Origin of the sequence: Pseudomonas vanderleydeniana (assembly GCF_014268755.2) — a bacterium.
GTDB lineage: Bacteria > Pseudomonadota > Gammaproteobacteria > Pseudomonadales > Pseudomonadaceae > Aquipseudomonas > Aquipseudomonas vanderleydeniana.
In genome coordinates, this window is the sequence record NZ_CP077093.1 from 1,431,264 (window position 1) to 1,454,069 (window position 22,806).

A 22,806-nucleotide genomic window follows, 5' to 3' on the forward strand; every position below is an offset into this window, starting at 1 on the left:
CGTTGCGACGGACGCTTACGCGGCCTTGCTGGCCTGGGTCTGGCTCAGCGAGCGGTTCAGCGCACTGAACACCGCCTTGAAGCTGGCTGTGGTGATGTTTTCATCGATACCCACGCCGTGCACCGCACGTTCGCCGTTCACACGCAGCTCGATGTAGGCCGCCGCCTTGGCGTTGGTGCCTGCGCCGATGGCGTGTTCGTTGTAGTCCATGATTTCCACCGGAACCGGCAGGCCGGCCACCAGGGCTTCCAGGGCGCCATTGCCCTTGCCGCGCCAGTGCAGGTTGGTTTCGCCCTGGCCCTTGCTCGCGACTTCGACTTCGACACTGCTGTTGCCGTTCTCTTCCTGCAGGCGATGGCTGACCAGCGCATACGGGGTGTTGGCTTGCAGGTACTCGCTGTGCAGCAGGGCGTGGATCTGCTGGGCGGTCATTTCCAGGCCCAGGCGATCGGTTTCGCGCTGAACGACCTGGCTGAACTCGATCTGCATGCGACGTGGCAGGCTGATACCGTACTCCTGCTCCAGCAGGTAGGCGATACCGCCCTTGCCCGACTGGCTGTTGACGCGGATCACCGCCTCGTAGCTGCGGCCGATGTCGGCCGGGTCGATCGGCAGGTAAGGCACTTCCCACAGGGCATCCGCCTGCTGCTGGGCGAAGCCCTTGCGGATCGCGTCCTGGTGCGAGCCGGAGAACGCGGTGTGCACCAGGTCGCCGACATACGGGTGACGTGGGTGCACCGGAATCTGGTTGCACTCCTCGACCACCTTGCGCACGCCGTCGATATCGGAGAAGTCCAGTTGCGGGTCGAGACCCTGGGTGTACATGTTCAGGGCCACGGTGACCAGGTCGACGTTGCCGGTACGCTCGCCGTTGCCGAACAGGCAGCCTTCGACGCGGTCGGCGCCGGCCATCAGGCCCAGCTCGGTGGCGGCCACGCCGGTGCCACGGTCATTGTGGGTGTGCAGGCTGATGATCACGCTGTCACGACGGTTGATGTTGCGGTGGAACCACTCGATCTGGTCGGCGTAGACGTTTGGCGTAGCCACCTCAACGGTAGCAGGCAGGTTGAGGATCACCTTGTTCTCGGGCGTGGCATTCCACACTTCGACCACGGCGTCGCAGACTTCCTTGGCGAACTCCAGCTCGGTGGCGCTGAAGGTTTCCGGCGAGTATTCGAACTGCCACTGGGTGTCCGGCTGCTGGGCGGCGTACTTGACGAACAGCTTGGCCGCGTTCACCGCGATGTCCTTCACGCCCTGCTGGTCCTGGTTGAAGACGATGCGGCGGAACGACGGGCTGGTGGCGTTGTACAGGTGCACGATGGCCTTCTTGGCGCCGCGCAGGGATTCGAAGGTACGGGCGATCAGGTCTTCACGGGCCTGGGTCAGCACCTGGATGGTGGTGTCGTCCGGGATGTGGCCATCTTCGATCAGGGTACGTACGAAGTCGAAGTCGGTCTGCGACGCAGCCGGGAAGGACGCCTCGATTTCCTTGACGCCGACGCTGACCAGGGTTTTCCAGAAGCGCAGTTTCTTCGCGGAATCCATCGGCTCGATCAGCGACTGGTTGCCGTCGCGCAGGTCGGAGCTGCACCAGATCGGCGCGGCGGTGATGGTTTTCGACGGCCAGGTGCGGTCAGGCAGGTTGATGACCGGGAACGGGCGGTATTTCGAAGACGGGTCTTTGAGCATGCTCATGGGGAATTCCTTGTTTGTCAGGGCCGAAAAGAGGCGGCCAGCCGGTGTAGCGTTGTCAGGAAAAAGCCTGGGGATGAGGCACCGCGATTCAGCCCGGCAGTCGTGCGCTGACGAGGCAGAGACTGCGGTGTTGACGACGCTGAATGAGGGTATGAGAGGTTTTCATGCTTCCAACCCTAACCACTGGGGTGAAAGATGGCAAGCCTGTAGAAAAATTTGAGAGGAATACTCGATAAAATGGTTTTTTCGAGATTTTATTTTGCTTCTGCTGCGGAAAGTCTAGAACAATTGCGCACTCTTTTGGACCTGCGCAATCCTGGGTGCAGGGCTGTCTGGCTTTGAAAAACGCCTGCCACGGCGTGTACAGGTGACCTCGCGGACAAAAAAGGAGGCCCGAAGGCCTCCCTTTTCAATCGCCGACAGCCTTACAGGCTGGAGATTCGAGCGTGCTGTTCAGCCAGCTTGCCCAGGGCCTGTTCGGCCTCGGCGAGCTTGGCGCGCTCCTTTTCGATGACTTCGGCTGGCGCCTTGTCGACGAACGCGGCATTCGACAGCTTGCCGCCAACACGCTGGACCTCGCCCTGCAGGCGCTGGATCTCCTTGTCCAGGCGAGCCAGTTCGGCGCCCTTGTCGATCAGTCCGGCCATCGGCACCAGCACTTCCATCTCGCCGACCAGGGCGGTGGCGGACAACGGTGCTTCCTCGCCGGCAGCCAGCACGGTGATCGATTCGAGCTTGGCCAGCTTCTTCAGCAGGGTCTCGTTTTCCTTCAGGCGACGCTGGTCTTCGGCACCGGCGTTGTTCAGGAACAGTGCCAGTGGCTTGCCCGGGCCGATGTTCATTTCGGCGCGGATGTTACGGACGCCGAGCATCAGGCCCTTGAGCCATTCGATGTCGCCTTCGGCCGCCGGGTCGATGCGCTCCTCGTTCGCCACCGGCCACGCTTGCAGCATGATGGTCTTGCCTTCGGCACCGACCAGCGGCGCCAGGCGCTGCCAGATTTCCTCGGTGATGAACGGCATGAACGGGTGCGCCAGGCGCAGGGCCACTTCCAGCACGCGCACCAGGGTGCGGCGAGTGCCGCGCTGGCGTTCGACTGGGGCGTTCTCGTCCCACAGCACCGGCTTGGACAGCTCCAGGTACCAGTCGCAGTACTGGTTCCAGATGAACTCGTAGAGCGCCTGGGCGGCCAGGTCGAAACGGAACTGGTCGAGCTGGCGGGTCACTTCGGCTTCGGTGCGCTGCAGCTGCGAGATGATCCAGCGGTCTGCCAGCGACAGCTCGTAGGCTTCGCCGTTCTGGCCGCAGTCCTCGCCCTTGTCCAGCACGTAGCGGGCGGCGTTCCAGATCTTGTTGCAGAAGTTGCGGTAGCCTTCGACGCGGCCCATGTCGAACTTGATGTCGCGACCGGTGGAAGCCAGCGAGCAGAAGGTGAAGCGCAGGGCGTCGGTGCCGTAGCTGGCGATACCTTCGGCGAACTCGGCGCGGGTCTGCTTCTCGATGGCTTTCTGCAGCTTGGGCTGCATCAGGCCGGTGGTGCGTTTCTGTACCAGCGCTTCCAGCTCGATACCGTCGATGATGTCCAGCGGGTCGAGGACGTTGCCCTTGGACTTGGACATCTTCTGGCCCTGGCCGTCACGAACCAGGCCGTGGACGTAGACGGTCTTGAACGGAACCTGCGCGGTGCCGTCCTCGTTCTTCACCAGGTGCATGGTCAGCATGATCATCCGGGCGACCCAGAAGAAAATGATGTCGAAGCCGGTGACCAGTACGTCGGTCGGGTGGAAGGTCTTGAGGAACTCGGTCTGCTCCGGCCAGCCCAGGGTGGAGAAGGTCCACAGGCCCGAACTGAACCAGGTGTCGAGAACGTCGTTGTCCTGTTGCAGCGCAATGTCGGCGCCGAGGTTGTGCTTGGCCCGCACTTCGGCTTCGTCGCGGCCGACGTAGACCTTGCCCGACTCGTCGTACCAGGCCGGAATCCGGTGGCCCCACCACAGCTGGCGGCTGATGCACCAGTCCTGGATGTCGCGCATCCAGGAGAAGTACATGTTTTCGTACTGCTTGGGCACGAACGCGATGCGACCGTCTTCCACGGCGGCGATGGCCGGTTCGGCCAGCGGCTTGGTCGACACGTACCACTGGTCGGTCAGCCAGGGCTCGATGACGGTGCCGGAACGGTCGCCCTTCGGTACCTTCAGGGCGTGGTCGTCGACGCTGACCAAGAGGCCTGCGGCATCGAAGTCGGCGACGATCTGCTTGCGCGCTTCGAAGCGGTCGAGGCCGACGTATGGCGCCGGAATCTTGCCGTCGATGCTTTCGTTCAGCGTACCGTCGAGGTTGAACACCTGGCAGGCCGGCAGGACGCTGGCGTTCTTGTCGAAGATGTTCAGCAGCGGCAGGTTGTGGCGCTTGCCGACTTCATAGTCGTTGAAGTCGTGGGCCGGGGTGATCTTCACGCAGCCGGTGCCGAATTCCGGGTCGCAGTAGTCGTCGGCGATGATCGGGATGCGACGGCCAACCAGCGGCAGTTCGACGAACTGGCCGATCAGGGCCTTGTAGCGCTCGTCGTTCGGGTTCACCGCGACGGCGGAGTCGCCGAGCATGGTTTCCGGACGGGTCGTGGCGACGATCAGGTGGTCCAGCCCTTCGGCGGTCCTGGCGCCGTCGGCCAGCGGGTAGCGCAGGTTCCACAGGAAACCCTTCTCGTCGTGGTTTTCCACTTCGAGGTCGGAAATCGCCGTGTGCAGCTTGGTGTCCCAGTTGACCAGGCGCTTGCCGCGGTAGATCAGGCCGTCCTCGTGCAGGCGCACGAAGGCTTCCTTGACCGCTTCGGAGAGGCCGTCGTCCATGGTGAAGCGTTCGCGGCTCCAGTCCACCGACGAACCCAGGCGGCGGATCTGCCGGCTGATGTTGCCACCGGATTGCTCCTTCCATTCCCAGACCTTCTCCAGGAACTTCTCGCGACCCAGGTCGTGGCGGTTCTGGCCCTGGGCTTCGAGCTGGCGCTCCACCAGCATCTGGGTGGCGATGCCCGCGTGGTCGGTGCCTGGCTGCCACAGGGTGTTGCGGCCCTGCATGCGGCGGAAGCGGATCAGCGCATCCATGATCGCGTTGTTGAAGCCGTGGCCCATGTGCAGGCTGCCGGTGACGTTCGGCGGCGGGATCATGATGGTGTAGGCGTCGCCCGCACCTTGCGGGGCGAAGTAGTTCTCGGACTCCCAGGTCTGGTACCAGGAAGTTTCAATGGCGTGTGGCTGGTAGGTCTTATCCATGCGCGGCGGGACCCTTAGGCATTAATTCAGGAAAGCCGGCAAGTATAACGGGGATATGGCGCTGGGCGTAGAGCGAGGTGAGGGGTGGTGCTGCAAAATATTGGCTGGATAGGCGCTCAATCCGCCTATCCAGGCGTGAGCCGGTGTGTAGGGGCGGAGTGCTTTTGTGGCGAGCGGGCTTGTCGGAACGCCGCACCGCCGCGCTGGGGCGCGAAGCGGCCCTGAAACCGGTCTATGCGGAGTGTCAGGCAAAACGGGTTGCCTGATCTTGCGGCCGCTTCGCGACCGAACGCGGGCTAGCCCGCTCGCCACAAGGTGGTGCTCGACTTCGAGTTTCTTTACTCGGGGAGCTGGCGTTTTACCGCGTCAGGACGGGTACTGGCTGAGCAGGCGCTCCATCCGGGCGTCCAGGCGGCGCTTGATCTCGGCCTCGATATGCGGGGCGAAGTCGTCGATCACATCCTGCATGATCAGTTGTGCGGCGGCGCGCAATTCGCTGTCGAGGTGTAGCAGGGCATCCTGTTTACTGTTGTGAGCTGGCTCGGCAACGGTAACGCGGGCACTGGCGATGGGCTCGGGCGCCGGCTCGGGTTTTGCCGCGACAGGCTTGCTGGTCTCGGGTGAGAGGGGGGGCGTGGCGTGTACCGCGGTTTCAACCCTGGCCTCGGCCTGGACTTCGACCTTGGCCTTGCCACCGACCATGTCGAACAGCAGCGGAATCTGCCCTTCGGGGGTGACGGTTTCGGTCAGCAGGGGTGGCTGCAGGGTTTCGTCGCCCAGCAGCTTGCGGATCGACTCAAGCTCGTCCAGCAGGGGAGCGGCCTTTTGTGATTGTTTTGGAGTGTCCATCGGATTGCTCAAAGTCGCTGTAGACGGTGATCTTGCAGAGGATAGCCCTGTTCACGGTAGAAGCGGAAACTCTCCCGTGCCGCCTGGCGGATGGCCGGGTCTTCCACCACGACTTCCGCGATGCGGGTAAAACGTGAGGCAAACGGTGGAACCCGTTTGTCCAGGTTGACCAGCAGGTCCTGGTGAGTGCCGGGGTCATCGCCCAGGCCAAGCACCACGCTGCCTTCCGGCTCGCTTTCGGCCGGGCCATGAGGCACGAAGCTTTCGCCCTTGAAGCGCCACAGCCGGGCGTCGAGCTCCTCGCGTTGCGCGGCGTCGCTGCAGTGCAGGTAGATCCGGTGGCCCAGGCGCCAGGCCTTTTCGGTCAGCTTGCAGGCGAAGTCCAGGCGCGCCATGGGGTCTGCGCTCGGGAGAATATAGAAGTCGACTTGGGTCATAGGGAGTCCAGGCGGCCGGGCGGCGGCGTTGCGGCACGCCACCCGGCCGGCTCAGGGTCAGGCCTTGGCTCGGTCCAGCAGGTACTGGGTCAGCAGCGGCACCGGGCGGCCGGTGGCGCCCTTGTCCTTGCCACCGCTGATCCAGGCGGTACCGGCGATGTCCAGGTGGGCCCAGTTGAGGTTCTTGGTGAAGCGCGACAGGAAGCACGCGGCGGTGATGGTGCCGGCCTTCGGTCCGCCGATGTTGGCGATGTCGGCGAACGGGCTGTCCAGTTGCTCCTGGTATTCGTCGAACAGCGGCAATTGCCAGGCGCGGTCATCGGCCTGGCGACCGGCGCTCAGCAGTTGCTCGATCAGCTCGTCGTTGTTGCCCAGCAGGCCCGAGGTGTGCGAACCGAGGGCGACGATGCAGGCGCCGGTCAGGGTGGCGATGTCGATCACCGCCTGCGGCTTGAAGCGCTCGGAATAGGTCAGGGCGTCGCACAGCACCAGGCGGCCTTCGGCGTCGGTGTTGAGGATCTCCACGGTCTGGCCGCTGAGGGTGGTGACGATGTCGCCCGGACGGGTCGCGCCGCCGCTCGGCATGTTCTCGGCACAGGCCAGGATGCACACCAGGTTGATCGGCAGCTTGAGTTCCAGCACGGCCTTCAGGGTGCCGAAGACGCTGGCGGCGCCGCCCATGTCGAACTTCATTTCATCCATGCCGGCGCCTGGCTTGAGGCTGATGCCGCCGGTGTCGAAGGTGATGCCCTTGCCGACCAGGGCAAATGGCTTCTCGGATTTCTTGCCGCCGTTGTACTGCATGACGATCAGGCGTGGTGGCTGGTCGCTGCCCTGGCCGACGGCGTAGAACGAGCCCATGCCCATTTCCTTGATCTTCTTCTCGTCGAAGATCTCCACCTTCAGGCCCTTGTGCGCCTTGCCCAGGCTCTTGGCCTGTTCGGCGAGGTAGCTCGGGTGGCAGACGTTCGGTGGTGCGTTGCCCAGGTCGCGGGTGAAGGCCATGCCGCTGGCGATCGCCTTGGCGTGGGTCACTGCGCGCTCGACTTCAGCCTGGGCGGCCTTGATGGTCGCCAGGGTGATCTTCTTCAGGGCGCGAGGCTCGGCCTTCTGGCTCTTGTAGGCGTCGAAGTTGTATTCGCCATCGAGCAGGCTCTCGGCCAGCAGGCGGGTCTTGCCATAGCTGTCGCGGCCCTTGACCACGACTTCGTCGAGGGCGAGCACGGCATCGCTGCCGCCCAGGCCCTTGAGGGTTCCGAGGATGCTGGCGACGATCTTGCGGAACGGCCGGTCGCCCAGTTCGGCGTCCTTGCCCACGCCCACCAGCAGTACGCGCTCGGCCTTCAGGTTCGGCAGGCTCTGCAGCAGCAGGCTCTGGCCGACCTTGCCGGCCAGGTCGCCGCGCTTGAGGATGGCAGCGATGGCGCCGCCCGCCAGTTCGTCGAGCTTCTGTGCGACAGGGCCGAGCTTGCGGCCTTCGCCGACGGCGACTACCAGGGTGGCGGTCTTCAACGTTTCCGGGCTAACGCTTTTTACAACCAGTTCCATGTCTGGGTCCCTGAATGAAAGGTCAGTTGGCGCACAGCGGGGCTCTGCGCTGGGTGGCTTGGCGACACTGTGGCGCGCAAGCGACAAAGGCGGCAGTTTGAACCTCGCCGACCGCTGCTGACAACCCTGCGTTGCAGCTTTGCGTGCGTGGTTGAGCGTGCGCAGTGACAGGGGCGTTCAATCACAGGATAATGCGCCATCCTTTCGGGCGGTTCGCAGTGCGCACCGCCCTGTTTGCTTGTTCGGCCGCCTTAGCCTGACAACCCTGGAGTGTCTGGTTTGATCGTCTTTCGTTATCTGTCTCGCGAAGTCCTGGTTACATTGAGTGCCGTCAGCGCCGTCCTGCTGGTGATCACCATGAGCGGGCGCTTCGTCAAATTCCTCGCCCAGGCCGCCTCGGGCGCCCTGGATCCGGGCTCGCTGTTCCTGATCATGGGGTTTCGCCTGCCGGGCTTCCTGCAGTTGATCCTGCCGCTGGGCCTGTTCCTCGGGATTCTGCTGGCCTATGGCCGGCTGTATCTGGAAAGCGAGATGACCGTGCTCTCCGCCACTGGCATGAGCCAGCAGCGCCTGCTCGGCATGACCATGGCACCGGCCTTGCTGGTGGCGCTGCTGGTGGCCTGGCTGAGCCTGTCCCTGGCACCGCAGGGGGCCTACCAGTTCCAGATGGTGCTCAACAAGCAGGACGCCCTGACCGAGTTCGATACCCTGGAGCCGGGGCGCTTCCAGGCGCTCAACGACGGTTCACGGATCACCTACACCGAAAAGCTCTCCGATGACCGCTCCCAGCTGGGCGGCGTATTCATCTCGGAGAAGCGCCTGGGCCAGGACAAGAAGGACCGCGGTATCTCGGTGCTGGTTGCCGATCACGGCCGTCTCGAGGTCAAGCCCGATGGCAACCGTTTCCTGGTCCTGGAGGATGGCTATCGCTATGACGGCAGCCCGGGGCAGGCGGACTATCGCGTGATCAAGTACGACACCTACGGCGTACAGATGGAAAAACCGGAAATCAGCAACGAGGTCACCGACCGCGATGCACTGGCGACCCGCGACCTGTGGGGCAGCAATGAGCGCAAGTCGATAGCCGAACTGCAATGGAGGCTGTCGTTGCCGCTGCTGGTGTTCATCGTGACCCTGATGGCGGTGCCGCTGTCGCGGGTCAACCCACGCCAGGGGCGCTTCCTCAAGCTGTTGCCGGCGATCCTCCTGTACATGGCCTACCTGACCATGCTGATTTCCGCCCGCGGTGCCCTGGAGAAGGGCAAGCTGTCGCCGGTGCTGGGCCTGTGGTGGGTGCATGCGCTGTTCCTGGCGATCGGCCTGGCGCTGCTGTATTGGGAACCGTTGCGTTTGAAGCTGGCGAGTCGTCGCGGCATGAAGGAGATGGCTCGTGGTTAAGCTCGACCGCTACATCGGTAGCGCAGTATTCATGGCGATCCTGGCGGTGCTCGGGATCATCCTTGGCCTGGCCTCGCTGTTCGCCTTCATCGACGAGATGGGCAACGTCAGCGATACCTACACCTGGGGCGACGTACTCAGCTTCGTGGTGCTGACGGCGCCGCGGCGGGTCTACGACATGCTGCCGATGGCCGCGCTGATCGGTTGCCTGATCGGTCTGGGCAGCCTGGCCAGCAACAGCGAACTGACCATCATGCGTGCGGCGGGCGTGTCCGTCGGGCGCATTGTCTGGGCGGTCATGAAGCCGATGCTGGTGCTGATGATCGTCGGCGTGCTGGTGGGCGAATACGTGGCGCCGGTCACCGAGAGCAAGGCCCAGGCCGATCGTGCCCTGGCTCAGGGCTCGGGGGACGCCCAAAGCTCCAAGCACGGCCTGTGGCATCGCCAGGGTGACGAGTTCATCCATATCAACGCCGTGCAGCCCAACGGCCTGCTCTACGGGGTGACCCGCTACCAGTTCGACGACCAGCGACGCCTGCAGTCCTCCAGCTTCGCCAAGCTGGCTCGCTTCGAGCAGGATCACTGGAACCTGACGGACGTCACCACCACCCATTTCCGTGGTGATCACACCGAAGTCATCAATACGCCGCAGGAAACCTGGGGCGTGTCGCTCAGCCCGAACCTGCTGAGCACGGTGGTCATGGTGCCCGAGTCGCTGTCGATCAGTGGCCTGTGGGGCTACATCCACTACCTGGCGGACCAGGGGCTGGCCAATGGTCGCTACTGGCTGGCGTTCTGGGTCAAGGTCCTGCAACCGCTGGTCACCGCGGCACTGGTACTGATGGCGATTTCGTTCATCTTCGGCCCGCTGCGTTCGGTGACGCTGGGCCAGCGGGTGTTCACCGGCGTGCTGGTCGGTTTCACCTTCCGCATCGCCCAGGACCTGCTCGGCCCGTCGAGCCTGGTGTTCGGCTTCTCGCCGCTGTTCGCGGTGCTGGTACCGGCGGGGATCTGCGCGATTGCCGGGTTCTGGCTGCTGCGACGCGCTGGCTAAGCGGGCTGCGAACGCCGGGAAAGCCCGAAAAAAGCCCCTGCCGACCAGCAGGGGCTTTTTTGTACCTGTCCTCCTGCCGGTTGACGTGACGCCTTGGCTGCGCATCAGGTACAATTCCCGGCTATTTTTCGGCGGGCAGTCTGCCTGCAACCTTTTTGAGTGTTGACCCGTGAGTGATTTGAGTCATATCCGCAATTTCTCCATCATCGCCCACATTGACCATGGCAAGTCGACCCTGGCCGATCGCTTCATCCAGATGTGCGGCGGCCTGGCCGAGCGCGAGATGGAAGCACAGGTGCTGGACTCCATGGACCTCGAGCGCGAGCGCGGGATCACCATCAAGGCCCACAGCGTCACCCTGTACTACAAGGCCAAAGACGGCATTACCTACCAGCTGAACTTCATCGATACCCCGGGCCACGTCGACTTCACCTATGAAGTCAGCCGTTCGCTGGCTGCCTGCGAGGGTGCGCTGCTGGTGGTTGACGCCGGCCAGGGCGTCGAGGCCCAGTCCGTTGCCAACTGCTACACCGCGATCGAACAGGGCCTGGAGGTCATGCCGGTCCTGAACAAGATCGACCTGCCGCAGGCCGAGCCGGAGCGGGTGAAGGAAGAGATCGAGAAGATCATCGGCATCGACGCCACCGACGCCGTCACCTGCAGCGCCAAGACCGGCCTGGGTGTCGACGAGGTGCTCGAGCGCCTGGTGACCACCATCCCGGCGCCGGAAGGCAACATCGAGGATCCGCTGCAGGCGCTGATCATCGATTCCTGGTTCGACAACTACCTGGGCGTCGTGTCCCTGGTGCGCGTGCGCCACGGTCGCGTGAAGAAAGGCGACAAGATCCTGGTCAAGTCGACCGGCAAGGTCCACCTGGTGGACAGCGTCGGTGTCTTCAACCCGAAACACACCGCCACCGCCGACCTGAAGGCGGGCGAGGTGGGCTTCATCATCGCCGGCATCAAGGACATCCACGGGGCGCCGGTCGGTGACACCCTGACCCTCAGCTCGACGCCTGACGTCGACGTGCTGCCGGGCTTCAAGCGCATCCAGCCGCAGGTCTATGCCGGCCTGTTCCCGGTCAGTTCCGACGACTTCGAGGACTTCCGCGAAGCCCTGCAGAAGCTGACCCTCAACGATTCCTCGCTGCAGTACACCCCGGAAAGCTCCGACGCCCTGGGCTTCGGCTTCCGTTGCGGCTTCCTCGGCATGCTCCACATGGAGATCATCCAGGAGCGCCTGGAGCGCGAGTACGACCTGGACCTGATCACCACCGCGCCGACGGTAATCTTCGAGCTCAAGCTCAAGAATGGTGAAACCATTTACGTCGACAACCCGTCCAAGCTGCCGGACCTGTCCTCCATCGAGGACATGCGCGAGCCGATCGTACGGGCCAACATCCTTGTGCCTCAGGAGCACCTGGGCAACGTCATTACACTGTGTATCGAGAAACGCGGGATCCAGCACGACATGCTGTTCCTCGGCTCGCAGGTACAAGTGACCTATGACCTGCCGATGAACGAAGTGGTCCTGGACTTCTTCGATCGTCTCAAATCCACCAGTCGCGGCTATGCTTCGCTGGACTATCATTTCGATCGCTACCAGTCGGCCAACCTGGTCAAGCTGGATGTGATGATCAACGGTGACAAGGTCGATGCCCTGGCGTTGATCGTGCATCGGGACAACGCGCACTACAAAGGTCGTGCGTTGACCGAGAAGATGAAAGAACTGATTCCTCGTCAGATGTTCGACGTTGCGATCCAGGCCGCCATCGGTGGCCAGATCATCGCGCGGACAACCGTCAAGGCGCTCAGAAAGAACGTACTGGCCAAATGCTACGGTGGTGACGTGAGCCGTAAGCGCAAGCTGCTGGAGAAGCAGAAGGCCGGTAAGAAACGCATGAAGCAAGTAGGTAACGTGGAAGTTCCACAGGAAGCCTTCCTTGCGGTGCTCAGGTTGGATAGTTAGGTCCTATGTCACTAAATTTCCCGCTGTTGCTGGTCATTGCCGTTGCTGTCTGCGGTCTGTTGGCGTTGCTTGATCTGGTCTTCCTCGCTCCTCGTCGGCGTGCGGCAATCGCCAGCTACCAGGGCAGCGTCGCGCAACCTGACGTGGCCGTGGTCGAGAAGCTGAACAAGGAGCCCTTGCTGGTCGAGTACGGCAAATCCTTCTTCCCGGTGCTGTTCATCGTGCTGGTGCTGCGCTCGTTCCTGGTCGAGCCGTTCCAGATTCCGTCGGGCTCGATGAAACCGACTCTGGATGTTGGCGACTTCATCCTGGTGAACAAGTTCTCCTACGGGATTCGCCTGCCGGTGATCGACAAGAAGGTGATCCCGGTGGGTGATCCGCAACGCGGGGATGTCATGGTGTTTCGCTATCCGAGCGATCCGAACGTCAACTACATCAAGCGTGTAGTCGGGCTGCCGGGCGACACGGTGCGCTACACCAGCGACAAGAAGCTGTTCGTCAACGGTGAGTCGGTGGCCGAGCAACTGGTGGGCAACGAGCCCGGCATGCTGGGCAGCGCCGAACTCTATAAAGAGAAGCTGGGTGCCGTCGAACACCTGATCCGCAAGGAAATGGGCCGTTATCGCGCACCGCCTGATCACGAGTGGAAAGTTCCGGCCGGCCATTACTTCATGATGGGCGACAACCGCGACAACTCCAACGACAGCCGCTACTGGGATGATCCCAACATTCCCAAGGAACTGCTGGGCATGGTTCCCGACGAGAATATCGTCGGCAAGGCCTTCGCGGTCTGGATGAGCTGGCCTGATCCCAAGTTCAGCCGCCTGCCGAATTTCTCGCGGGTCGGCCTGATCAAGTAACCCAAGCGGCGCTGTTGAATACAGCGCCGAATGCTTTTCAGGTACTTGAAGACGATGAGAACGACTATGCGGTCCGCCGCTTCCCAGAAAGGCCTGTCGTTTTTTGGCTGGTTGCTGGCTCTCGCGCTGGTGGCCTTCGCCAGTAGCACGGCATTCAAGCTGGTCCCGATTTACCTCGACAACCTGTCGATGAAGAAAATCATCATGTCGGTGGAAACCGACAAGGCGGCGGGCGTGACCACCGTCAACGACTTTTACACTCATGTTGCCCGTGGCATGCAGGTCAACAGTATTCAGGATGTGGATTTGAACAAAGCGTTAAACGTAACGGTGGAGGGCAGCCGATTTCTTGCCCATCTGAAATACGAGCAGCGTGTCGCGCTGATCCAGAATATCGATCTGGTGGTGAAGTTCGACCAAGAATTCAGCGTGGGTAAACCGTGAGCCTGTCCCTGAGCCGTCTCGAGCGCAAGCTCGGCCATACCTTCAAGGACCAGGAGCTGATGCTCCTGGCCCTGACACACCGCAGCTTCGCCGGGCGCAACAACGAGCGCCTGGAGTTCCTGGGCGATGCGATCCTCAACTTCGTGGCCGGCGAGGCGCTGTTCGAGCGTTTTCCACAGGCCCGTGAAGGCCAGTTGTCGCGTTTGCGCGCACGCCTGGTAAAAGGTGAAACACTGGCCGTACTGGCTCGTGGTTTCGAGCTGGGCGACTACCTGCGCCTGGGCTCCGGCGAGCTGAAAAGCGGTGGTTTCCGCCGTGAGTCGATCCTGGCCGACGCCCTCGAGGCATTGATCGGTGCGATCTACCTGGATGCTGGCATCGAAGTGGCACGCGAGCGCGTGTTGGCCTGGCTGGCCTCGGAGTTCGACAGCCTGACGCTGGTCGACACCAACAAGGACCCCAAGACCCGCCTGCAGGAATTCCTGCAATCACGGGCTTGCGAGCTGCCGCGCTACGAAGTGGTGGATATCCAGGGTGAGCCGCATTGCCGGACCTTCTTCGTCGAGTGCGAAGTCACCCTTTTGAACGAGAAAAGCCGTGGGCAGGGCGTCAGCCGTCGTATTGCCGAGCAGGTAGCGGCCGCTTCAGCACTGATCGCCCTGGGCGTGGAGAATGGCAATGACTGATTCAACTGCAACACGCTGCGGCTATGTCGCCATCGTTGGCCGGCCGAACGTGGGCAAGTCCACGCTGCTGAACCACATCCTCGGACAAAAGCTGGCGATCACCTCGCGCAAGCCACAGACCACCCGCCACAACATGCTCGGGATCAAGACCGAAGGCGAGATCCAGGCGATCTACGTCGATACCCCCGGCATGCACAAGAGCAACGAAAAGGCGCTCAACCGCTACATGAACAAGACCGCCTCGGCGGCCTTGAAAGATGTCGATGTGGTGATCTTCGTCGTCGATCGCACTCGTTGGACCGACGAGGACCAACTGGTCCTGGAGCGTATCCAGTACGTCGAGGGCCCGGTGATCGTCGCCCTGAACAAGACCGACCGGATCGAGGACAAGGCCGAGCTGATGCCGCACCTGACCTGGTTGCAGGAGCAGTTGCCTAAAGCGCAGATCGTGCCGATCTCCGCGCAGCAGGGGCACAACCTCGATACCCTGGAAGGCCTGATCGCCCAGCACCTGCCGGAAAACGAACACTTCTTCCCGGAAGACCAGATCACCGACCGCAGCAGCCGTTTCCTCGCCGCCGAACTGGTGCGCGAGAAAATCATGCGCCAGCTGGGGGCGGAACTGCCTTACCAGATCACCGTGGAAATCGAGGAGTTCAAGCAGCAGGGGGCCACCTTGCACATTCATGCGCTGATCCTCGTTGAACGTGATGGCCAGAAGAAGATCATCATTGGCGACAAGGGTGAGCGTATCAAGCGCATCGGCAGCGAGGCGCGCAAGGACATGGAGCTGCTGTTCGATTCGAAGGTCATGCTCAACCTGTGGGTCAAGGTCAAGGGTGGCTGGTCCGATGACGAGCGTGCCCTGCGTTCGCTGGGCTACGGCGACCTCTAAAGGCGCGCCCCTCTCCTGTGTGTGGGGGGCGGGCTTGTTGTGGCGAGCGGGCTTGTCGGAACGCCGCTCTGCGGCGTAAAGCGGCCCCGAAGCCTGGGTAGACGGTATGCCAGGCAGAACCTGAAACAGGGTTTTGCGGCTGCTTTGCAGCCGAGCGCGGCGGTGCGGCGTCCCGACAAGCCCGCTCACTACAATGAGCTGTATCCACCCTTATCTGCACGCCCATCTTCCAGAGACATTCACAGACCGATGTCCGCCCAACCGCCTCCCGGCCAACCGGCCTACGTCCTGCACTCACGTGCCTATCGCGAAAACAGCGCCCTGGTCGATTTCATCACGCCCCAGGGCCGGCTGCGCGCGGTGTTGCGCAATGCCCGTGGCAAGGCCGGAACCCTGGCGCGGCCGTTCGTGCCGCTGGAAGTGGAGTTCCGTGGCCGGAGTGAACTGAAGAACGTCGGGCGCATGGAAAGTGCCGGGGTGGCGGTCTGGCTGAGCGGCGATGCACTGTTCAGCGGCCTGTATCTCAACGAGTTGCTGATTCGCCTGCTGCCGGCAGAAGACCCACACCCGGCGCTGTTCGAGCATTACGCCTTGACCCTGCTGGCCCTGGCCGAGGGGCGGCCGCTGGAACCGCTGTTGCGTTCATTCGAGTGGCGGCTGCTGGATGATCTCGGTTATGGCTTTGCCCTGAACGTGGACATCCATGGCGAGCCGCTGGCAGCGGATGGCATGTACCGACTGCAGGTCGATGCCGGCCTGGAGCGTGTCTATCTGCTGCAGCCCGGGCTGTTCCAGGGGCGCGAGCTGCTGGCGATGGCCGAGGCCGACTGGAGCGCGGTCGGCGCCTTGTCGGCGGCCAAGCGCCTGATGCGCCAGGCACTTGCGGTGCACCTGGGCGGCAAGCCACTGGTCAGTCGCGAGTTGTTCCGCAAGCCCTGAGCGGGCAGGGCGCCGCCACTAATTTGATCGATGGAACTGAACGGGGAGGCCTGCGTCCCGTGTATGCTGTGGGGTGAATCTTCAACTCTTCAGGAGCCTCTCCGTGAGCACCAGCACCCGCATTCTTCTCGGCGTGAACATCGACCACGTTGCCACCCTGCGCCAGGCCCGGGGTACCCGTTATCCTGACCCGGTCAAGGCCGCGCTGGACGCCGAGGAGGCCGGAGCCGATGGCATCACCGTGCACCTGCGCGAAGACCGCCGGCATATCCAGGAGCGTGACGTGCTGCTGCTCAAGGATGTGCTGCAAACCCGCATGAACTTCGAAATGGGCGTGACCGAGGAGATGATGGCGTTCGCCGAGCGCATCCGTCCGGCGCACATCTGCCTGGTGCCGGAGACCCGCCAGGAGCTGACCACCGAAGGCGGCCTGGACGTGGCCGGCCAGATCGAACGGATCCAGGCAGCGGTCGAGCGCCTGAGTCGGATCGGCAGCGAAGTGTCGCTGTTCATCGATGCCGATGAGCGGCAGATCGCTGCGGCCAAGCAGGTTGGCGCGCCAGCGATCGAGTTGCACACCGGGCGTTATGCCGACGCCGAGACCCCGGCCGAGGTCGCCGAGGAGCTGAAGCGTATCGCCGATGGCGTGGCGTTTGGCGTGGCCCAGGGGCTGATCGTCAATGCCGGGCACGGCCTGCATTACCACAATGTCGAGGCGGTCGCGGCGATTCCAGGCATCAACGAGCTGAACATCGGTCATGCGCTGGTGGCCCATGCGTTGTTCGTCGGTTTCAAGGGCGCCGTGGCGGAAATGAAGGCCTTGATTCTGGCGGCTGCGGCCAAGGCCTGAGTCAGCTCGGACGCGAAGCGTCCTGTGAGGCGTTCCCACGCCGAGCGTGGGAACGATCTTCGACCTCTTCACTCCCTACCTTGATCGTTCCCGCGCCCGGCGATTGATCGTTCCTGCGCTCTGCGACTGATCGTTCCCGCGCTCGGCGACTGATCGTTCCCAGGCTCGGCAATTGATCGTTCCCGCGCTCGGCAATTGATCGTTCCCACGCTCTGCGTGGGAATGCATCCAGTGCCGCTTCGCGTCACGCTCGCATTCAAAGCTGCGAAGGCTGCTCGGTCGGCTTGGTCTTGTCCACGCCCGGTATGTGCAGCACGCCCTCGGCGACCTGGCTGCCTTCGAGCTGCGGCTGGGTCACCCAGGTCAGGATGTCGTAGTAGCGGCGGATGTTGGCGACGAAATGCACCGGTTCGCCACCGCGGGCATAACCGTAGCGGGTCTTGCGGTACCACTGCTTCTGCGACAGGCGCGGCAGCATCTTCTTCACATCCAGCCACTTGTTCGGGTTCAGGCCTTCGTTTTCGGCGAGCTTGCGCGCGTCGTCGAGGTGGCCGCTGCCGACGTTGTAGGCCGCCAGGGCGAACCAGGTGCGATCCGGTTCCTCGATCTTTTCATCGAGCTGGTCCTTCATGTAGGCCAGGTACTTGGCGCCACCGCTGATGCTCTGCCGGGCATCCAGGCGGTTGGACACGCCCATGGCCTGGGCGGTGTTCTGGGTCAGCATCATCAGGCCGCGCACGCCGGTCTTGGAGGTGACGTCCGGCTGCCACAGCGATTCCTGGTAGCCGATGGCGGCCAGCAGGCGCCAGTCGACCTTTTCTTCCTTGGCCGCGGCCTGGAAGTGTTTCTCGTATTTGGGCAGGCGCTGCTGCAGGTGTTGGGCGAAGGTGTAGGCGCCGACATAGCCGAGGACGTCGACGTGCCCGTAGTAGCGATCCTTCAGCCGTTGCAGGGTGCCGTTCTTCTGCACCTTGTCGAGGTAGGCGTTGATCTCGTTGAGCAGGCTGTTGTCTTCCCCGGGGGCCACGGCCCAGCGCTGGTTGCGGGCATCACCGAGGTCGAAGGCGACCCGCACGTTGGGAAAGTAGACCTGGTTCATCGCCACTTCGTTGGAGTCCACCAGCGTCAGGTCGATCTGGCCCTCGTCGACCATGCGCAGCAGGTCGACGACTTCGACGGCGTCGGACTCTTCGTATTCTATTGCGGGATTCTGCTTTTTCAGCTCGGCCAGCTGTTCGGCGTGGGTGCTGCCCTTCAAAACCGTGATGCGCTTGCCCGCCAGGTCCGCCGGTGTAGTAGGGCGTGGCTGGCCATTGCGGTAGATGACCTGTGGGGTGACTTCCAGGTACGGATGGGAGAAGCGCGCCTGTTGCTTGCGTTCGTCGCTGCCGACCAGGCCCGCCGCCGCGAGGACCGGGCCGTTGGGCTTGCCCAGCTGGCTGAACAGGTCGTCGAGGTTGTCCGCCGTTTCGATCTCGAGCTTGACCCCCAGGTCATCGGCAAAACGCTTGACCAGTTCGTATTCGAAACCGGTTTCGCCGTTGCGATCCTGGAAATAGGTGGCCGGACTGTTGCGGGTGATCACGCGCAGCACACCGTCCTCCTTTACGCGCTCGAGCGTGCTGGGTTTCTCAACACAGGCGCCGAGCATCAGGAAGAGTCCGGTTGCGATGAGCCACTTGGCGCAGCGCTGGCGGAAAGCAGTTTGGGAAAACATGTGCGCAGTATACGCAAAGGACCTCGGCCGCCATATCTCGACAGAAAGGTGCCGGTCTGCTAGCGAATTCCGGGTCGGGCTGCAGGCCGCTGGAATGGGCGGTTGCGGCCGGGCGACGGTGCAAAAATCACCGTACTGAATGTCCTTGATGCCTATTAATAATAAGCAGCCAGGCCCGAATCGACATCCGGCCTGCGCGAGGATGCCGTTTCGGGTGCCGTCGCGGGCGGTTTAGGCTAGAATGCACGGCCTCAAAGCACACCCCCTTCCCGAGGCTGTCCCGAAGATGTTGATCCTGCGCGGTGCTCCTGCCCTTTCCGCCTTTCGCCACGGCAAACTTCTCGAGCAACTGAGCCAGAAAGTTCCGGCTGTCAGTGGCCTGTATGCCGAGTTCGCCCACTTCGCCGAAGTGACCGGCGACCTGACCGGCGACGAACAGCAAGTGCTGGCCCGTCTTCTGAAATACGGCCCGAGCGTGCCGGTTCAGGAGCCAAGCGGTCGTCTGTTCCTGGTGTTGCCGCGTTTCGGCACCATTTCGCCCTGGTCGAGCAAGGCCAGTGACATCGCCCGCAACTGCGGCCTGGGGAAAATCCAGCGTATCGAGCGCGGTATCGCGTTCTACGTGGCCGGCCAGTTCAGCGAGGCGGAGGCCGAGCAGGTCGCCGCCGCCCTGCATGACCGCATGACCCAGATCGTCCTGGGCAGCCTGGAGCAGGCCGCTGGCCTGTTCAGTCATGCCGAGCCGAAGCCGCTGACCGCAGTCGATATCCTCGGTGGCGGTCGCGCCGCGCTGGAGAAAGCCAACGTCGAGCTGGGCCTGGCCCTGGCCGAAGACGAAATCGACTACCTGATGAACGCCTTCACCGGTCTTGCGCGCAACCCGCATGACATCGAGCTGATGATGTTCGCCCAGGCCAACTCCGAGCACTGCCGTCACAAGATCTTCAACGCCAGTTGGGACATCGACGGCGAGAGCCAGGAAAAAAGCCTGTTCGGCATGATCAAGAACACCTACCAGATGCACAACGAGGGTGTCCTGTCGGCCTACAAGGACAATGCCTCGGTGATCGTCGGCAACGTTGCCGGCCGCTTCTTCCCGGACCCCGAGACCCGCCAGTACGGCGCGGTGCAGGAGCCGGTACACATCCTGATGAAGGTCGAGACCCACAACCACCCGACCGCGATCGCCCCGTTCCCCGGCGCGTCGACCGGTTCCGGTGGCGAGATCCGCGACGAAGGCGCCACCGGCCGTGGTGCCAAGCCGAAGGCCGGTCTCACCGGTTTCACCGTGTCCAACCTGCAGATCCCGGGCTTCGAACAGCCTTGGGAAGTGCCGTATGGCAAGCCCGAGCGCATCGTCAACGCCCTGGACATCATGATCGAGGGCCCGCTGGGCGGCGCCGCGTTCAACAACGAGTTCGGTCGTCCGGCCCTGACCGGCTACTTCCGTACCTTCGAGCAGTCCATCAACACGCCGCACGGCGAAGAAGTGCGCGGCTACCACAAGCCGATCATGCTCGCCGGCGGCATGGGTAACATCCGTGCCGAACACGTGCAGAAAGGCGAAATCAGCGTCGGTTCCAAGCTGATCGTGCTCGGCGGCCCGGCGATGCTGATCGGCCTCGGTGGCGGTGCGGCCTCGTCGATGGCCACCGGCACCAGCTCGGCTGACCTGGACTTCGCTTCGGTACAGCGTGAAAACCCGGAAATGGAACGTCGTTGCCAGGAAGTGATCGACCGCTGCTGGCAGCTGGGTGACAAGAACCCGATCAGCTTCATCCACGACGTGGGTGCAGGTGGTCTGTCCAACGCCTTCCCGGAACTGGTCAACGACGGCGACCGCGGTGGCCGCTTCGAACTGCGCAACGTGCCCAACGACGAGCCGGGCATGGCCCCGCACGAAATCTGGAGCAACGAATCCCAGGAACGCTACGTACTGGCGGTCGACGCGGCCGACTTCGAGCGCTTCAAGGCGATCTGCGAACGCGAACGCTGCCCGTTCGCCGTGGTCGGCGAAGCCACTGCCGAACCGCAACTGACCGTCACCGACAGCCACTTTGGCAACAGCCCGGTGGACATGCCGCTCGAAGTGCTGCTGGGCAAGCCGCCACGCATGCACCGTTCGGTCAAGCGCGAAGAGGAGCTGGGCGATGATTTCGACCCGAGCAGCCTGGCGCTCGCCGACAGCATCGAACGCGTCCTGCACCATCCGGCCGTGGCCAGCAAGAGCTTCCTGATCACCATCGGCGACCGTACCATCACCGGCCTGGTGGCCCGCGACCAGATGGTCGGCCCATGGCAGGTTCCGGTCGCCGACGTGGCCGTCACCGCCACCAGCTTCGACGTCTACACCGGTGAAGCCATGGCGATGGGCGAGCGCACGCCGCTGGCCCTGCTGGATGCCCCGGCGTCCGGCCGCATGGCGATCGGCGAGACCCTGACCAACCTGGCGGCCTCGCGTATCGGCAAGATTTCCGACATCAAGCTGTCGGCCAACTGGATGTCCGCTGCCGGCCATCCGGGCGAAGACGCCCGCCTGTATGACACCGTGAAAGCGGTCGGCATGGAGCTGTGCCCCGAGTTGGGCATCACCATTCCGGTCGGCAAGGACTCCATGTCCATGGCCACCCGCTGGAAGGATGACGGCGTCGACAAGAGCGTGACCTCGCCGCTGTCGCTGATCGTGACCGGTTTCGCGCCTGTCACCGACATTCGCAAGACCCTGACGCCAGAGCTGCGCATGGACAAGGGCACCACCGACCTGATCCTGATCGACCTGGGTCGTGGGCAGAACCGCATGGGCGCGTCGATTCTCGCCCAGGTGCACGGCAAGCTCGGCAAGCAGGCTCCGGACGTCGATGACGCCGAAGACCTGAAGGCCTTCTTCGCGGTGATCCAGGGCCTCAACGCCGACGGTCACCTGCTGGCCTACCACGACCGTTCCGATGGCGGCCTGCTGGTCAGCGCCGTGGAGATGGCCTTCGCCGGCCACTGCGGCCTCAACCTGAACCTCGATGGCGTGGCGGAAACCGCTGCGGACATCTCGGCCATCCTGTTCAACGAAGAACTGGGTGCGGTGATCCAGGTCCGCCAGGACGCCACCGCCGAAGTCCTGGCACAGTTCAGCGCCGCCGGCCTGGGCGAGTGTGTCTCGGTGATCGGCCAGCCGTTGAACAACGGCGAAATCAGCATCAGCTTCAACGGTGAAAGCGTGTTCACCGGCGAGCGCCGTCTGCTGCAACGCCAGTGGGCGGAAACCAGCTACCGCATCCAGCGCCTGCGCGACAATGCCAACTGCGCCGACCAGGAATTCGACGTCCTGCTCGACGAAGGCAACCCGGGCCTGAGCTACAAGACCAGCTTCGACGTCAACGAGGATGTTGCCGCCCCGTACATCAAGAAGGGCATTCGTCCTCAGGTGGCGGTACTGCGCGAGCAGGGCGTCAACGGCCAGGTGGAAATGGCGGCGGCGTTCGACCGTGCCGGCTTCAGCGCCATCGACGTGCACATGAGCGATATCCTCGCCGGTCGTGTCGATCTGAACGAGTTCAAGGGCCTGGTCGCCTGCGGCGGCTTCTCCTACGGTGACGTGCTGGGTGCCGGTGAAGGCTGGGCCAAGTCGGCGCTGTTCAACAGCCGTGCCCGTGACGCCTTCCAGGGCTTCTTCGAGCGCAACGACAGCTTCGCCCTCGGCGTGTGCAACGGTTGCCAGATGATGTCCAACCTGCACGAACTGATTCCGGGCAGCGAGTTCTGGCCGCACTTCGTCCGCAACCGCTCCGAGCAGTTCGAGGCGCGGGTGGCGATGGTGCAGATCCAGGAGTCGAACTCGATCTTCCTGCAGGGCATGGCCGGTTCGCGCATGCCGATCGCGATCGCCCACGGCGAAGGTTATGCCGAGTTCGAAAGCGAGGAAGCGCTGCTGCAGGCCGACCTGTCCGGTTGCGTGGCCATGCGTTATGTCGACAACCACGGCAAGGTCACCGAGACCTACCCGGCCAACCCGAACGGCTCGCCGCGCGGGATCACCGGCCTGACCAGCCGTGACGGTCGCGTCATGATCATGATGCCGCACCCTGAGCGGGTGTTCCGTGCCGTGCAGAACTCCTGGCGTTCGGACGACTGGAGCGAAGATGCACCGTGGATGCGCATGTTCCGCAACGCGCGCGTCTGGGTGAACTGATCCGGCG

16 protein-coding genes are annotated in these 22,806 nt (G+C 63.2%); 10 read left to right on the plus strand and 6 right to left on the minus strand.

Annotated elements, in window-relative coordinates; all coding sequences use genetic code 11:
* Positions 1 to 15: 15 nt before the first annotated feature.
* From leuA to HU752_RS06400, 5 genes are all read right to left on the minus strand, one after another.
* Positions 16 to 1,698: a 2-isopropylmalate synthase gene (gene leuA / locus HU752_RS06380; protein WP_186680980.1), complete on the minus strand. Its 1,683-nt coding sequence runs from the start codon at positions 1,696 to 1,698 to the stop codon at positions 16 to 18.
* A 425-nt stretch (positions 1,699 to 2,123) separates the two neighbouring features.
* Complete coding sequence (locus tag HU752_RS06385; RefSeq protein ID WP_186680978.1) at positions 2,124 to 4,970, minus strand: valine--tRNA ligase; 2,847 nt, start codon at positions 4,968 to 4,970, stop codon at positions 2,124 to 2,126.
* A gap of 366 nt (positions 4,971 to 5,336) precedes the next feature.
* A complete protein-coding gene (locus HU752_RS06390) occupies positions 5,337 to 5,819 on the minus strand; it encodes a DNA polymerase III subunit chi (RefSeq protein WP_186680976.1) in 483 nt (160 codons plus the stop codon).
* A gap of 8 nt (positions 5,820 to 5,827) precedes the next feature.
* Complete coding sequence (locus tag HU752_RS06395; RefSeq protein WP_186680974.1) at positions 5,828 to 6,256, minus strand: DNA polymerase III subunit chi; 429 nt, start codon at positions 6,254 to 6,256, stop codon at positions 5,828 to 5,830.
* Between the two features lie 57 nt (positions 6,257 to 6,313).
* Complete coding sequence (locus tag HU752_RS06400; RefSeq protein ID WP_186680971.1) at positions 6,314 to 7,804, minus strand: leucyl aminopeptidase; 1,491 nt, start codon at positions 7,802 to 7,804, stop codon at positions 6,314 to 6,316.
* 279 nt (positions 7,805 to 8,083) lie between these two features.
* Here HU752_RS06400 and lptF point away from each other — a divergent pair, with 279 nt between their 5' ends.
* The 9 genes from lptF (at position 8,084) to pdxJ (ending at position 16,899) form a co-directional block, all read left to right on the plus strand.
* A complete protein-coding gene (lptF, locus tag HU752_RS06405) occupies positions 8,084 to 9,202 on the plus strand; it encodes an LPS export ABC transporter permease LptF (RefSeq protein WP_186680969.1) in 1,119 nt (372 codons plus the stop codon).
* Positions 9,195 to 10,256 (plus strand): LPS export ABC transporter permease LptG, encoded by a 1,062-nt coding sequence (lptG, locus tag HU752_RS06410; protein ID WP_186680967.1) that lies wholly within the window; start codon positions 9,195 to 9,197, stop codon positions 10,254 to 10,256. Before lptF ends, lptG begins: the two co-directional genes overlap by 8 nt.
* Before the next feature lie 169 nt (positions 10,257 to 10,425).
* The gene (gene lepA / locus HU752_RS06415) at positions 10,426 to 12,225 is read left to right on the plus strand and encodes a translation elongation factor 4 (protein ID WP_186680965.1); all 1,800 of its coding nucleotides are present in this window, start codon (positions 10,426 to 10,428) and stop codon (positions 12,223 to 12,225) included.
* Positions 12,226 to 12,230: 5 nt separating this feature from the next.
* A complete protein-coding gene (gene lepB / locus HU752_RS06420) occupies positions 12,231 to 13,085 on the plus strand; it encodes a signal peptidase I (protein ID WP_186680963.1) in 855 nt (284 codons plus the stop codon).
* Between the two features lie 66 nt (positions 13,086 to 13,151).
* Positions 13,152 to 13,529: a DUF4845 domain-containing protein gene (locus HU752_RS06425; protein WP_186680962.1), complete on the plus strand. Its 378-nt coding sequence runs from the start codon at positions 13,152 to 13,154 to the stop codon at positions 13,527 to 13,529.
* Positions 13,526 to 14,215 carry a ribonuclease III gene (gene rnc / locus HU752_RS06430; RefSeq protein WP_054059217.1) on the plus strand — a complete coding sequence of 230 codons (690 nt, stop codon included), beginning with the start codon at positions 13,526 to 13,528 and terminating at the stop codon, positions 14,213 to 14,215. The genes HU752_RS06425 and rnc overlap by 4 nt, the downstream gene beginning before the upstream one ends.
* Complete coding sequence (era, locus tag HU752_RS06435) at positions 14,208 to 15,110, plus strand: GTPase Era (protein ID WP_186680960.1); 903 nt, start codon at positions 14,208 to 14,210, stop codon at positions 15,108 to 15,110. The genes rnc and era overlap by 8 nt, the downstream gene beginning before the upstream one ends.
* Before the next feature lie 249 nt (positions 15,111 to 15,359).
* A complete protein-coding gene (gene recO, locus HU752_RS06440) occupies positions 15,360 to 16,049 on the plus strand; it encodes a DNA repair protein RecO (RefSeq protein WP_186680959.1) in 690 nt (229 codons plus the stop codon).
* A gap of 103 nt (positions 16,050 to 16,152) precedes the next feature.
* Complete coding sequence (pdxJ, locus tag HU752_RS06445) at positions 16,153 to 16,899, plus strand: pyridoxine 5'-phosphate synthase (RefSeq protein ID WP_186680957.1); 747 nt, start codon at positions 16,153 to 16,155, stop codon at positions 16,897 to 16,899.
* Between the two features lie 256 nt (positions 16,900 to 17,155).
* Here the strand turns inward: pdxJ and mltF are convergent, their stop codons facing one another.
* Positions 17,156 to 18,616, minus strand: coding sequence for a membrane-bound lytic murein transglycosylase MltF (mltF, locus tag HU752_RS06450; protein WP_186680955.1), 1,461 nt, complete (start codon positions 18,614 to 18,616; stop codon positions 17,156 to 17,158).
* A gap of 286 nt (positions 18,617 to 18,902) precedes the next feature.
* Here mltF and purL point away from each other — a divergent pair, with 286 nt between their 5' ends.
* Positions 18,903 to 22,799 (plus strand): phosphoribosylformylglycinamidine synthase, encoded by a 3,897-nt coding sequence (gene purL / locus HU752_RS06455; protein WP_186680953.1) that lies wholly within the window; start codon positions 18,903 to 18,905, stop codon positions 22,797 to 22,799.
* Positions 22,800 to 22,806 lie beyond the last annotated feature (7 nt).

Coding starts and splice junctions, on each gene's coding strand:
- leuA (WP_186680980.1), bottom strand. CDS start 1,698: ATGAGCATGCTCAAAGACCCGTCTTCGAAATACCGCCCGTTCCCGGTC.
- HU752_RS06385 (WP_186680978.1), bottom strand. CDS start 4,970: ATGGATAAGACCTACCAGCCACACGCCATTGAAACTTCCTGGTACCAG.
- HU752_RS06390 (WP_186680976.1), bottom strand. CDS start 5,819: ATGGACACTCCAAAACAATCACAAAAGGCCGCTCCCCTGCTGGACGAG.
- HU752_RS06395 (WP_186680974.1), bottom strand. CDS start 6,256: ATGACCCAAGTCGACTTCTATATTCTCCCGAGCGCAGACCCCATGGCG.
- HU752_RS06400 (WP_186680971.1), bottom strand. CDS start 7,804: ATGGAACTGGTTGTAAAAAGCGTTAGCCCGGAAACGTTGAAGACCGCC.
- lepB (WP_186680963.1), top strand. CDS start 12,231: ATGTCACTAAATTTCCCGCTGTTGCTGGTCATTGCCGTTGCTGTCTGC.
- HU752_RS06425 (WP_186680962.1), top strand. CDS start 13,152: ATGCGGTCCGCCGCTTCCCAGAAAGGCCTGTCGTTTTTTGGCTGGTTG.
- era (WP_186680960.1), top strand. CDS start 14,208: ATGACTGATTCAACTGCAACACGCTGCGGCTATGTCGCCATCGTTGGC.
- recO (WP_186680959.1), top strand. CDS start 15,360: ATGTCCGCCCAACCGCCTCCCGGCCAACCGGCCTACGTCCTGCACTCA.
- mltF (WP_186680955.1), bottom strand. CDS start 18,616: ATGTTTTCCCAAACTGCTTTCCGCCAGCGCTGCGCCAAGTGGCTCATC.
- purL (WP_186680953.1), top strand. CDS start 18,903: ATGTTGATCCTGCGCGGTGCTCCTGCCCTTTCCGCCTTTCGCCACGGC.